Here is a 14,067-nt window from a genome sequence, read left to right as displayed (position 1 = left end):
CTCTCTCGTTCTTATCTAGAACCGCTATACAATCAAAACTGCCGGCGCAGAAAGATCAGCGTCGATAGACACAACAGCACAATCATGTAAAGAAAGCCGTAGGCGACATTGAGCAATAGATTAGCCGTCGAAGGCAGCGCATCCATGCCGTAAACGGCCAAATTCTTTAAATCGAGTCGCGATAAATCAGGCAGTATCAGATAAATACTGTTGGTGATGCGCTGAATGTCCGCTTGCTCGCTGAGCTGACCAAGCCGGACTAAGTCTTGGCTGAAATGGCCCACTAAATAAATGGCAAACGTCAGCAGCGAAGCCAGTAGCGAACTCATCGTAGAGCCAAACAGCAGCGCCACGGCAATAATTAGCGACAATTCCAGCAGCAGAAATAAGAGTGATATCGCAATACTCTCCAGCGGAAAAGCGATGTTTTGCCAGTACAGACCGCCAAGGTAAATCGCCGCCATCAACGCCAGCAGTACCGCAATCACAGCCGTTAAGCCCAGATGCTTGCCTAGAATAAACTCGCTGCGACTCACTGGCTTAGCCAGCAGCACTAAAACCGTTCGCTTTTCAATTTCCTTGTTAATTAGCCCCGTCCCGACAAAGACCGACACGACTAAACCAATCAACGTAATTCCAGCCAATCCCACATCCAACAGAATTTTGTCTTCCGTCGAAGCGGCTACGCTGGGCAGCAATAACAACGCTAATAGAAAAACAATGGCAAATAAGCCCACTAGATACAAAATGCGATCGCGAATCGTTTCGCGAAACACATTGCTGGCGATCACCCAAATCCGTCCAAGTGACATGTCTCTAAACCCTCTACAATCCTTGATTGTCGTTCCTGGCCAGGTAAGTGCTGAGGACTAAGTGCTGAGTGCTGAGGACTGAGTCCTTTACAAACCTTTATAGCTTTCTAAGACCTTGACAGCCCTTTTGCTCCTCACTCTTCACTCTCCAAAATTCCCTCCACTACTTGATCCAATGCCACCGCCCGTGATGCTTTGAACAAAATGCGATCGCCCTGGCGCATCTCGGACTTCAGCGCGTTTATCAAATCTTGGTGGTTCGTAAACTGCTGAGTCGAAACAGGAGCAGCCCCTTCCGCCATTGCCTGTGCTTCAGCTTCATCAGCCAAAGTCATCAGCGCATCTAATTTTAGATCGTTAACCCACTGCCCCACTCGGTGATGGAGCATGACGGAATGTTCCCCCAGTTCCTTCATCGTGCCGAGAACCGCAATGCGACGCGTCCCGTCGATAGACGCCAACAATTTTAGGGCAGCCTGCATTGATTCGACGCCTGCATTGTAGGTTTCGTCTAGCAGCACAATATCGTTCGATAAAACATGCCGCTTGGCGCGCCCACTCGGTAAATCTACGTCAACACCTTGAGCGAGGGGTTGCCAACTGAGGTTTAAAGCTTTAGCCACAGCTAGAGCTGCTAAGTAATTGAGAGCATTGTGTTCACCCGGTAGCGGCAGCGGCAGCGTTACACCTTCGACTGTTAGCGTTTGGTCAGCCTCGTTAAGCTGTCCCTGAAGATCACCCCCAGTTAAACCGTAGGTAACGGTCTTGCCTGACCAAACGGTTTGAGACGTGCGGATGAGACGGTCATTGTCATGGTTCAAAATGGCAAGGCTGCTGTTGGGCATTTCGGCCAGTAGCTCACATTTGGCTTCTGCGATCGCATGTTCGGAGCCAAGCCGACCGATATGCGCGGTGCCTACGTTTGTAATCACGCCGATATCGGGAGCGGCAATCTGGCTCAGTAGAGCAATCTCGCCCCTGCCGCGCATCCCCATTTCGACGATAGCGTAATCATGCTCTGCACCAAGCTGAAGCAGCGTTTTAGGGACACCAATTTCGTTGTTGAAATTGGCCGCACTTTTCAATACCGTGCCGTGGGTGCCCAGAACTGCCGCGATCAGCTCCTTGGTTGTGGTTTTGCCGACTGACCCGGTAATCGCGATCACTGGAATCGAAAACTGCTGTCGCCACCAGTGGGCAATTGCTTGGTATGCCTGAAGCGTGTTACTAACTTGTAAAACTGGCAGATCGCCAAAATCACCATCGGCTTCAACTACAGCCGCGATCGCACCGTTTGCGATCGCAGTATCGACGAACTGATGCCCATCAAAGTTTTCGCCCCGCAGCGCCACAAATAAATCACCGGGCTTTAATTCGCGGGTATCCGTTGTCACGTTGCGAAACGACACGGCTTTGTCCTGAATATGCACTGAACAGGCGTTGAGTACAGTGATCACCTGTAGCAGCGATGCTGAGCAAACCATAGCAACTCATCAAAAACCCCAAAGTGAGCATACCGTGTTCACTTGAATTCTGGGTTGAAAACCCGAAATTCAAGTGGCTCGTTGACGCCGCTATTTGAGTTAAATACTCCAACTGATGAAAACCAGCTTTCGATTCGTGAACTTTACTTAGAGTCGTAAAGCGAGTTCCGATTGATGAATGAGCGTGAGATCGGCTCAATAACCGTAAATTTGCCCATTATCATTTCAATTTTTCGATTAATTGTCCGAAAACGATCAAAAAAAGGGACTGACCCTCCTCCCCAAAAGACCAAAGCAGTGTAGACTATCAAGCGTGGTAAGTAATCTCACTTACTACTGAAAAAATTCATCGAAAGTTCACGAAGTGGGTGACATGCGTCACATGATATTGTTGCGTCTGCTTTGTATGATTAATGTACAGAGAAGGGTGCACACTGTATATTTTGTGACGTAATCAATATTTGCTTTAGGGTTTATTTGACTAGGATTCAGCGTCCTTTTACTCACTCCGCCTGAGCTGGAATGGTGATCGATTTGTACAGATTGCCGCGATGCTGTGATAGGTGTTGTGAGTTGTTTGAGTTTTTAGCTTTCAGCCTGAATTTGAGTGAGGCGCTGGATTTTGGTTATGCTCATGAAGGCTTGAAACATGATGGATTTACAACATCAGTGGGCATGGAGTTGGGTAGAAAGTGAGCACTACTACGTATCGCCATAATCGATCGCCTATTCCAGGGGAAGATCAGCTTTATCTGCATTTAATGGAACGCGTTAATGCAGAGGAACCTAGTGAGCTGATTGAGCGATTTCGATCGTTATTTGTCGATGCAGTCGGCTATCCTGACCGCGAAGTTGTACTGGCACTGGACGAGATTGCAAGATCTGAACAGTCCCAGAATGAGTTCCGCTTCGTTTTAAACCGCTGCTGCCACATCCTCATCAACCGCTGGCAATCAAGACCTCATCTACAGGTTGCTATTCCGGCACTGATTGATCTATTTGAAGCAGAATCAACCCGCCCAATTACGGAACTTTCGCGCTCCAAGGGCGTACGCAATGTGCGAGCGCTGGTGCATGACTTCACCCGTACGGAGCAGTACCTAACGCTCAAGCGACTTGCCCGCATCATTGAAGGAGAAATACAGGAGGAGCATTTCGAAGCGAAGCGTCCGTTAGGCGTTTTGATTCGTCGGTATCCATATCTTTATGAACACTGTTTGCTCAGCGAAGACAGCACTCAAGCCCAGCAGCACACGGTTCAGAAACTTCAGCATCGCGTTCAAAAGCAGTACGAGATTGATTTGTCTCATTACGTCACCTATCGGATTCGCCGTTCGCGCCTGAAGCATCAATCGCCAGCGGTCATTGAGACCCTGCGTCCGGTCGAGAATCCCACACTATTGTGCGATCGCGATCTCGTTGCGTCATTAAAACAGTTTTCCGGCAAGATCGATGGTCAACATACCTATCGGGATTTGGCGCAGAGCTTTTTGACTCATTCTCAACACACCCGCAGCTACGGTAGCTTCAAGCGCGATCTCTACGATTACATCACCTCCTCAGTTGATCCGGCTTATGGCAAACGGCAATTCAATCAGCTACTGGTGGATCAACTCGAACACACGATGCCCGAAAGTGACGGCAAACCGCTGAGCGATTTCTTGCTAGTGCGTACCTACAGCCAACTATTGAACTTTCTGATTGTTGAAAGTCCCCAAAGCCCACAGCACTTCCTGTTTATTGATCTAATTAGTAATTTGGGGCCAGCCCGCACGGTTGGGTTGCTGCTCAAGATCGTGCTGCTCTGCCAAAAAGTGAAGCCCTATCTAGAGCGGCGCTTCTCGATTCTATTTAGCCATTACGAAACGTTTGCTCAAGAATCGGTGGAATGGCTGGTGCGCGTGCTAGAAACGCTCAATGTGGCGTTAAGCACAAACTTTGGTTCGGTGCGATTGCCGGTTTAGGTCGATTGCGAGCGTGACTTATCCACCTCGACAAGACGGCTTTAGCCCTGGACAGTAAAGCCGATATCATTGGCCTATTGTCCCCAGTTAATCCCAGTATGGATATCGATAGCCGTCGCGAATCGTTTATTCCGTATCCTCGCCAAGACATTATTAAACTTTGCTTAGCTGACAATCGTCTCCATGAGAGCGATGCAGAAGTGTTTCGGTCGTTCTGCACTTTGCTGATCGCGTTTTATCACTTCCGCTTCCACCGAATGTTGGAGGAAATTAAAACGAACTATCGGGTGTTCAATCCCAATACCGATGTGCAGCCGCTTTGGGAACCGGATTTGAACGAGTATCAGCACATGGAAACCAAGGTGGTCAAAGCATTTCAATACATTTTAGAACGGGCCAATTATCGATCATTGCCCCAAGACATTATTCAAACGTCACTGGATGATTGTTCGCTGATTAAGCTGACAACCAAAGTAGACTTTGAGGATTTTGATCAGTTTCTCTGCTATTACCGGGGCGATACTGAGCAAACCACGACGGTCAAAAAGTTCTACTTCTGGAAAAAGGAGCAGACCGTTGAGGTGATTGAACGCTTGGTGTTGATGATGAAGTTTAAGGGGGACGGCTATTTTCGGGCTAAGGATAAGCAGCGGCGATTTAATCCATTTAAGCGCAAGTTTATTCCCGGCAAGATGTATGTCTATTTCTACAAGAACATCCCCAAGCTGGATTTAGACCTGCTGTTTCCTAATGTGCAAACCAGCATGACCTGGCGCGATCGCATTTTTCTGGTCGGAACTGTTCTGGGGGCAGCAATCCCGGTCATTCTCAAAGCCCTACCTAACATTTTGCTGCTGATTGCCGCAATTTTGTTGGCCATGAATGCACAATCGGCACTCCAAACGATTGATGTGGAGGAGGAACAGGCACGTAATCTGGCACCCGTCCTACTGGCCAGTTTGACCTTGATGATTGTCTTGGGTGGTTTTGCGTTTAAGCAGTACAGCCAGTACAAGAGTAAGAAAATCAAGTTTCAAAAGGACGTGACCGAGACGCTGTTTTTTAAGAATTTGGCTAATAATGCCAGCGTGTTTCAGATGCTGACGGATATCGCGGAGGAGGAGGAATGCAAGGAAATTATCCTGGTGTACTATCATTTGCTGACCAGTCCGGAGCCGTTAACGCCGAAGGCACTAGATGCCCAAATTGAAGCCTGGATGCTGGAGAAAACGGGCACGGCGATTAATTTTGATATTCAGGGGCCGTTGCGGAATCTAGCGAAAATTCGGGGACGTACTGCCGATTCGGCGATGGAGCAGTCGGTATTGACCTATGACAAGCAGGGGCGCTGTTGTGTGTTGCCGCTGCATGAGGCCAGGGTGGTGCTGGACTATGTGTGGGACAATGCGTTTCGCTACAACGGGTTTTGAGTTAGGAGTCTTGTTCGTCGGTTTGGCCCCAGACGTAGTCTTGGTAGCCTTTACAGGCGGAGATGAGGGCTTCCCGTTGTTTTTTTTGAATAGGGAATCATTAAACAACGAAAAAGCGATCGCACTTGACCCAAAGTTGCGATCGCTCTTGTCTGTATCATCCACAGTTAGACTCAGCCCAATTCAAGTCGCGGGCCAAATCCAATCAGAGGAAACTCCAGGCCACCGCTATAGGAACGCGGTTTACAGCAGCAGCCTGGAAGCTATTTCCGCTGCTTTTTCTAGACTTTGACTATCAAAAACCTAAATTCTAAATAGGCTCAGATTGATATCAGGCTTACGCTTGAGGCTGAACATCAATGACATCATCATCCAGAGTAGGCGCATTGGTGTTGGAGTTTGCAACATTGCGTGTCCGACGATTCAGAAACTCAAGTACAACCTGAGACAGTTCAGTCACTAGCAGTGTTGCGACGATACCATCATCAATCCAGCCGATAACTGGAATAAAATCAGGGGCGATATCAATCGGGCTAAATAGGTAAATCAACGTGCCGAAGATAATCAGCCAGCGGTATTTTGTGTGACGTAGCGTGTTCTTGTACCACTTGTAAAAAGACTGCGCAATGTTGGTGTTATCCATGCCACTACCTTGAATTGAGCTTACATCATTCATTGTGTCGAGAAACTCATAAACTCCCCAGTGTTGAAAACCGGGGTGCTTCAGCGTGAAGTCCACACATCCGAAAATGTGGTTGGCCGCTAGATATCTTCAACTTTTTAAGTCGTGCTTGATAGATTCTTCATATCTTTGGCGTACTCTAAGCTGATGTTGTGTGATTGCTGATATTAAGTATGAATTGTGATGTGGGGGCTGCGCTCCCACATCACAATTCATACCTAGATTAAGCAACGCTGATGTTGTGTTTACAGTTGTAGTTCTATCCAGGAGGGATCGCGATGCCCTCTCCGTCTCGTCCGGAGTCTTCCAATCAACCACCATCCAGTGCCGCAGTACTGAAGCAAGGGCTGTCTGCCCTCAAGCAAAAGCAGTACGATCAGGCGATCCAGTCCTTTCATCAGGTTGTGCAGCTCTCCACTGATGCGGCTGAATACGCTCAGGCGCAAATGGGGTTAGTTAAAGCTTATGGATATAGGGGGCAAACTGAGGCTGCGATCGCAACTTGCACTCAACTCACCCGCAACAGCAGTCCCAAAGTGCAAGCTTGGGCAGCCCGAACATTGGAAAAGCTACAGCAGCGAAATGTGGCGCACCCCGATCAATCCCACTCTAATATCGCTTCATCCCCGACTCCATCCAGCTCAACTCGCGCCGATCACCCACCCGAGCGGTTGAGTCGCCAAGAACTTCAAACGACGGAGACAAACAGCTCAGAGCCCCAAGGCACCCCCCTCTCTAGTACAGGATTCATTCCCCTTGATGCCTCCCTTGATGACGCTCGTAAACCTGGCCATGAGACGGGATTTGTGGCTCTAGATGACGTCGATGACGATGTCCAGCCTTCTCGTCCTCCCTTGGCCACTCCTAGGATGGCTCCGCCGCCATCTTCCCCAACTCCAGCCGACGTAGCCACCGCTTCGCCTGCGACTCAACCATCAGCCAATCAGGAATTAGAGCAGCCAACCAGTCCACCTAGCGATCTGGTCAATCGATTGGTAGATCAATCGCCTAACCCAGATCAGCCAGATCCAAATACGGCTGTCACTGCCAATCCGCCTGCCGATACGCCAACCGCTGCTCAAACAGCAGCAGATCCAGCAGTAGCACTCGCACAATCTGCTCCACCTATCAGCTATCAACCGACTTGGCAACAAGCAGAACGAGCCGAGCGCTGGTCATCCCTCCCCCCCGTCAATCAAACTCGATTTTGGATTATTCAAGCCGTAACGGTGGTTGGGTCAATTTGGTTAATTCGGTCAGGTACGTGGTTTCTACTGCGACAGGTCAATAAATTCCTGGCTTGGCTTGATTGGCCAATTCATGTCCAGCCCATCCAAGCGTTTTACCGCGATCCGTTCTGGATGATTGCCCTGTTTCTGGCTGTTCTATTCGCAGCTTCACCCTGGCTTTGGGATTTTCTGCTCAGTTGGTTTTATGGTCAAAAGCCGTTCAGCCTCCAAATCCTGGAATCCCATAGTCCTGAATCAGTCCGTTTTCTGAAGCGATTTTTTCGTCAGTCTGGGCGCACAATGCCGGAGTTGCGAGTATTACCCAGCCAAGCCCCACTGATTCTAACCTATGGCAACCTCCCTCGATTTGCCCGCATTTCCGTTAGTCAAGGACTGCTTAATCAACTTGCCGATGATGAAATTGCCACTCTCTATGCACGGGAAGCAAGCCAGATTCAGCGCTGGGATTTTGTCACTCTGTCGTGGATAGCGTTGATCATGCAGCTGCCCTACTTGCTGTATGATGAAGCCGCAAAGTTCGGCAATCGACTCTCCCAGCCGATTCTACGCGGGTGTTTTGCATTCGTGGCTAGTGCGGGGTATGGCCTGTACTGGCTGCTTCGCTGGTTAGGGCTGTGGGCCAATCGAAATCGTACTTATCACAGCGATCGCACTTCAGTGAGCCTAACAGGCAATCCCAACGGTTTAATTCGAGCCTTACTGAAAGTTGCTATCGGCAGCGCCGAAGATATTCAGCGGCAGGGACGTACTAGCTCAGAACTGGAAAGCCTAAATCTGCTCTCTCCCACAGGCTATGCAGCCAGCCTGACGGTGGGCAGCACCTATCCATACACGCCGATTGAACCCATTTTGCAGTGGGACTATCAAAACCCCTACCGTCACTGGCTCGCGACGAGCCAAGCCCATCCAGCTTTAGGTGAACGGCTGTACATTTTGACTCGCTATGCCCAGCGCTGGCATTTGACACCCGAACTCGATCTGGAATCCCCTCCACCTCGCCCCAAAGCCCAGAACATCATCCAGCAAATCGCCTACTGGCAACCGCTGTTATTTCAAGCGAGTCCTTGGGTGGGGTTAGTATGCGGATTTGCGATCGCATGGCTGCTTAAATTTATTGGCTGGTTTTCGCCCGTCGTCAACATTTATCGGTTGCAGTGGATGTGGGATAGCCAAAGCTTACTCTGGGCCTGCATTTTAATCGGATTTGGCATTGGCACTTGGCTACGAGTCAACCGTCTTTTTCCAGACTTCACTCCTGGCGCAATCCGTAATCAGCCTAACGCCCATCTCTTACTGACTGATCCCGTGGCACTACCGACCAATACCCTACCCGTCAAAATCCAAGGCAAACTACTGGGTCGATCAGGCTTGCACAATTGGTTGGGGCAAGATTTGCTGATGCAATCCCAGCAGGGACTGATCAAACTCCGCTACGCCTCTGCTCTGGGTGTATTAGGCAATCTGTTCCTGCAATCCGCCAAAATTCGTCCAGAAGAACTCACAGGTCGCCGAATTCAAATCGTCGGCTGGTTTCGGCGCAGTGTCCTTAGTTGGATTGACCTCGACCATATTAAAAATCAAGCTGGGTATACAATTCGGGCCAACTCACCCACAAGCGCCACTCTACTCGGCGGCATCTGTATTGCCTGGGGACTTTTCCTACTCGTAACGGGCCGATAGATGTCACGAGCGAGCCACCTACTATAGCCGTCGCCACTTTGATCGAGACAGTTGCGAAATCTAACGTTTGAACGTCTAAACGTTTCTCCAATGTCCTATTTCCAATGTCTTAAACTGATCTGACGACGGCTGTGTCAAGTTCACTCGTAAAAATCAACGCATCTTATGTAAAGAAATATTGCGATTCGGTCGAGGTGCGTGTTATATTTCTTTACAGAGATTCGGAAGACTCAGCGTGGCTTAACCGTTAGTATGCAACTCCATAGTTGGCAACTCAGCAGTTGCAAGACTCGTGGCCGAGTTGTTCGTTTCTCCTCCCAACACAGCAAGGTGAACCAGTCGATTTGTCGGCTGGTTTTATTTATGGCCTCTTGTTAGGGGTGAGATTAAGTTGGCCTTTACCTAAGCCCGTGATAGCCTAATATACGGTGTACAGTAATGAAACATCAACTTCATTAGGCCACAAGGTCGATCTAACACCTATGCTGTAGCAGTGGGTTGGCAGTATCAGACAACCTGATTGCTTCGCTAGAGGTCATTTATCTCAGTTACCCACATTAATTTAAGTCGCTAGACACAACTCATTAATGCAAGTTGGTGGATCAAAATCGGCTCAGCTAATCTCCTCATTCTCCCCAAAGGAGTTTGTTAAGGAATTTATTAGTCCGGTAGTATCAAGAATAGATTTAGCAAACTTAACGCTGATTAGAGAGTTTCCAAGCATGCCCCAACTTCGAGGCAAACTTGGTTCTTTTTAGTGTCAATATTACTTATGACGAGTTTGCACCAACTGCTTATTCAAGCGCATTAGGTTTATAAGCGTTAGTTTTCATACGATTTGGAGGTATCACTGATGTCTATTCGTCTCTATGTAGGAAACCTGCCTAAAGAGGTGGAGCGCGAAGAGTTGGAGGCTGTGTTCTCTGACTTTAACGACTTACTATCGGTCAAGGTGATTACAGATAAGAAAACGGGTAAATGTCGTGGATTTGGCTTTGTCACTGTCAAGACAGATGAGCAAGCCGACGCCATTATTGAAAAGCTCAACGGCCAGGAGTTCAAGGATACAACTCTGAAGATTGAGAAGGCGCTGCCCCGCTCGAAAGGGAAGGAATCGAATGGTTCGCCCAGTGCTAGTGGCGGTGGCCGTCGGAAGGGAGGCAATAATAACAAGTCTCGCCGTTCTGACTCTTCTTCTTCCAGTCAATCCACTCAGCCTGATCCACGTTGGGCAGGCGAACTGGAAAAACTCAAGCAGATGCTAGCAACACAGACCGCCAATTCATAGTCGCTCTGGCTACGAATCAGCAGATGAAACATGTGCAGGTTGGTGGGGAATCTATCTAAGGTAGATGGCTCTAAGTTCTGCATGTTGGAGCAAACAGGTTCTTCTGCATCATCATTTCGTGTCTTTTGCAAATCGATGCGACGTGGAAACAATAGACATCTTGTAATTCGCTCCTGAATCAAGCATCACGTATCTAAAGCAGCCTAGCTATGGTGATCGTTTAATCACCATAGCTAGGCTGTTCTGTTAGTTTTGGTCATTTCTGTTAATTTCTATCCGCTGATAGGTGAATGATTTGACTTGAGGTAGACGAGTCTTGATGGCCAATTGCGGCATTTATAAGGAAGCCGTGCCAATAGCGTGGAAATTACCAATGCTTCACACAATGTCGCTTCGTCCAATCCGATTACTGCGTTCTGCTTTGCCAACCGCTATCTTCATGCTGGTTCTCAATGGTGTAGCAGAGTCTGTTATGGCGCAAACGCCGCCAAACTATGTTTGCTATTTACGCAAGCCAAGTGGCGAAGTGGTAAATCTATCGTCGATCTGCGGTGATGATGAGACCGAAGGAGATGAGACAGCGGCTGGATCGCTTAGCATCCGCAATGTGCAGGTGACAGGGGCGGGGTTAACGGGAGTCATCGTTAACGAATCTGATCAGCCTGTGCGAATTGGTGGCTTGGGCTACGAACTGCTGCAAACGGACGGTCAGGCTGTATTGGCTGGCACTGCAGCTCCCGCCACTGATGTTTTGTTGCCGAATGAGCCAGTTCAGTTTATTGCTAATTTCAGTAGTGCAGATCGCGATCAGCTGGCCGTATATGCCGATGTTGATTTAGAACTTGCGATCGCACCTGATTCAGTCTCTCCAGTTGCACTCGATGATGATCTGGATGATGACACTGTGAGCGGTGAGATTGAGGATATTGAAGTTATTGGTGATGAACTCGGTGATTCTCCAGTCGTTGGTGAGGATGAAATCAGCGAGGAGGAGCTTGATGATTTTCCGCTAGTTGGTGAGGATGATGATGGTCTAGATGACGATGGCTTAAATAATGATCTGGATAATGGGTTAGATGATGACTTTAATGGCGATTTGGAAACGGATGGTCTAGATAGCCTGGACAATGATGATGGACTAGACACCATTGATGATAACGACCCGTTTGACTCCGTTGGCGACGACGATCTGGGAGACAGTGATACGTCCGATATTTTAGACGACAACGATACGCTGAATGACGATACGCTAGATACCGTTGGCGACGATGACACGTTTGACTCGACAGATGACAATGGTGTTTTCGATTCTGATGGTGCTCTCTAAGTACGATCGAGAGTCAGGCTGTCTGACCTAATTATGGGTGTTCAGCCAACTGCATATTACAGCTAGTCACATTGATTGGAACATTGGGAAACTCTGAAAACGTTCAAACGTTCAAGTGTTTAAACGTTGAATGTCATACCTGTCTTGACCAAAGTGGCAACGGCTACATATAAGCTAGGGCTGCTGAAATTCAGGAATTTTTCATGTTGCTGCTGTATACAGGGGTAAGTGCATCAGTTATCTCTAATTTTTGTTAGATTTTTTGAGGAACCTTTGCAGTCCCGCTAGTTGCGATCGCACATTCAACACGATTTCACTACATCATTCACCCGCAAGGTGAATAGGATTCCGAATGGCGATTGTGCAATGGCGGTCAACGGTATCTGGTTGAGCAACATTCCCATCCTTCTTCAGCACTAAATTCAGCAACATGAGTTGGCGACTCAGTCCAAAATGGATATCTAGATTGTTCTGGAGCGGCTTGTCGCTGGGTGCAGTGCTGATGGCGCGACCAGCACAGAGCGCAGAACGGATTTATGTTACCTACGGGATCATTCGGCGATCCATGCCGCTTGAGTCCCTTGAACAATATGCCGCCGATGGCACGATTGATACGGAACTTGATGACTTTACCCGCTATGTATCTAACGAGCAGTTAGAGCAGTTGCGGCTAGCACTCACAGCCGAAGCCGAGATTTCAGAAGTTGCGATCGCGCAATTTTTCTATACGCCGCAGGGCGAGGCTCTGCTGAGGCGGCTGGGTGGCTTAATTCAAACGGAGGCCGGAAATTCTGGATTTTATGCGCTGCGGGCAGCGTTGATTCTGGCGGCTAGCTCTGAAGATGGTTTAACGCTGCTCAATGTGCTGCGCTATTTTCCGACCGAAGGCATTCAAGTCAACATTGCGCAGGCCCTAGAAATCGCGAATACGCTGCGGCAACTGGTGAATCAGACCAATGCTGCCGTCGGGTTAATCGAACAGCGCGCTGTAGTCGCAGCCGCCAATCATCCGCTCAGAATTCCACGCAACTATCCTGATCCGGGTGAATTAGGCCTCTATGACTGGGTGCGATATACTCGTCCGCTGAAAAATGCCAGTCGCAATCGTCTCATCCCAGTTGATTACTATTTCCCGGTTGGAGAAAACGCTCAAAATTCGGCAACTACGCCGTTTCCCGCACCTGTTGTGATCATCTCCCACGGTTTGGGCAACGATCGGACAACCTACGCCTACTTAGCGAAGCATTTGGCATCTCACGGCTTTGTCGTCGCGATTCCAGAGCATCCGGGCAGCAGTGCAGAACAGCTGCAAGCGCTCGTTAGCGGGCAGGTCAATGAGGTGACAACGGCACAAGAGTTTGTGGATCGGCCCTTGGATATTAGCGCCGTGATTGATGATCTAGAGCGGCGGATTCAAATTGATCCGACCCTAAACGAGCAGGTTGATTTGTCGCGGGTTGGCGTGATTGGGCAGTCCTTTGGTGGCTATACGGCGCTGGCGTTGGCGGGGGCTCAGATTAATCGAAATAGTTTGGCGGTTGAGTGTGCAGCGCTCAATGAATCGCTCAATCTCTCACTCCTGCTGCAGTGTCAAGCCAATCGGCTACCTGCCACCGATCTCTTTCTGGAAGATCCACGCATTAATGCTGCGATCGCAATTAATCCAGCCAGCAGCGCAATTTTTGGCGTGGATGGATTTCGCAATATCAACGTGCCGCTGATGGTCATTTCCGGCAGTGCTGACACGGTTACTCCTGCGCTGATCGAGCAAATTCGTCCGTTTACTTGGCTTGATAATCCTGACCGCTATCTGCTGATGATTCGTCAGGCAACTCATTTCTCAGTGATGGGAGTCAGCGAAGAAAATAGCGAAGTACTCCAGCTGCCAGCTACCGTGATTGGCCCAGCCCCAGAATTGGCCCAACGCTATGCGAACATCCTGGCGCTACTGTTTTTACAAGGCTATCTGGAACAAGACGAAACCGCTCTCAGCTTGCTCAATTCGGCCTTTGTCAACCGCATCAGCGAAGCCCCCCTCCCGATTGCGCTAGTTGATCAACTGAGCCCGGTTCAGCTCAAGGAAGCGATTACCGACGTTGAAGATCAGCCAAAGTTGGCCAAACGCCACTTGCAGTAGAACGACTCATCGC

At 49.0% G+C, this 14,067-nt stretch carries 9 protein-coding genes; 6 read left to right on the top strand and 3 right to left on the bottom strand.

Annotation, left to right across the window (positions count from 1 at the left end):
• Positions 1-32 precede the first annotated feature (32 nt).
• On the bottom strand, positions 33-812 hold the full coding sequence (locus tag AC286M_RS09280; RefSeq protein WP_488204107.1) for an ABC transporter permease: 780 nt from the start codon (positions 810-812) through the stop codon (positions 33-35).
• 134 nt (positions 813-946) lie between these two features.
• Positions 947-2,296, bottom strand: coding sequence for a UDP-N-acetylmuramoyl-tripeptide--D-alanyl-D-alanine ligase (locus AC286M_RS09275; protein WP_488204106.1), 1,350 nt, complete (start codon positions 2,294-2,296; stop codon positions 947-949).
• Positions 2,297-2,988: 692 nt separating this feature from the next.
• Here AC286M_RS09275 and AC286M_RS09270 point away from each other — a divergent pair.
• Positions 2,989-4,260 carry a Sll1247 family protein gene (locus tag AC286M_RS09270; protein ID WP_488204105.1) on the top strand — a complete coding sequence of 424 codons (1,272 nt, stop codon included), beginning with the start codon at positions 2,989-2,991 and terminating at the stop codon, positions 4,258-4,260.
• A 77-nt stretch (positions 4,261-4,337) separates the two neighbouring features.
• Positions 4,338-5,690: a TMEM143 family protein gene (locus AC286M_RS09265; RefSeq protein ID WP_488204104.1), complete on the top strand. Its 1,353-nt coding sequence runs from the start codon at positions 4,338-4,340 to the stop codon at positions 5,688-5,690.
• A gap of 337 nt (positions 5,691-6,027) precedes the next feature.
• On the opposite strand, the gene AC286M_RS09260 is transcribed toward AC286M_RS09265, so the two are convergent.
• Positions 6,028-6,333 carry a YkvA family protein gene (locus AC286M_RS09260; protein WP_488204103.1) on the bottom strand — a complete coding sequence of 102 codons (306 nt, stop codon included), beginning with the start codon at positions 6,331-6,333 and terminating at the stop codon, positions 6,028-6,030.
• 317 nt (positions 6,334-6,650) lie between these two features.
• Here AC286M_RS09260 and AC286M_RS09255 point away from each other — a divergent pair, with 317 nt between their 5' ends.
• The 4 genes from AC286M_RS09255 to AC286M_RS09240 all read left to right on the top strand — a co-directional run bounded on the left by AC286M_RS09255 (position 6,651) and on the right by AC286M_RS09240 (position 14,054).
• Positions 6,651-9,302 (top strand): M48 family metalloprotease, encoded by a 2,652-nt coding sequence (locus AC286M_RS09255; RefSeq protein ID WP_488204102.1) that lies wholly within the window; start codon positions 6,651-6,653, stop codon positions 9,300-9,302.
• 853 nt (positions 9,303-10,155) lie between these two features.
• Positions 10,156-10,590: an RNA recognition motif domain-containing protein gene (locus AC286M_RS09250; protein ID WP_488204101.1), complete on the top strand. Its 435-nt coding sequence runs from the start codon at positions 10,156-10,158 to the stop codon at positions 10,588-10,590.
• Positions 10,591-10,975: 385 nt separating this feature from the next.
• Positions 10,976-11,917, top strand: a complete 942-nt coding sequence (locus AC286M_RS09245; protein ID WP_488204100.1) for a hypothetical protein — start codon at positions 10,976-10,978, stop codon at positions 11,915-11,917.
• Positions 11,918-12,347: 430 nt separating this feature from the next.
• On the top strand, positions 12,348-14,054 hold the full coding sequence (locus tag AC286M_RS09240) for an alpha/beta hydrolase (RefSeq protein ID WP_488204099.1): 1,707 nt from the start codon (positions 12,348-12,350) through the stop codon (positions 14,052-14,054).
• Positions 14,055-14,067 lie beyond the last annotated feature (13 nt).

The organism is Thainema salinarum CENA647 (assembly GCF_057732415.1).
This window is presented reverse-complemented; position numbering and strand designations above follow the sequence as displayed.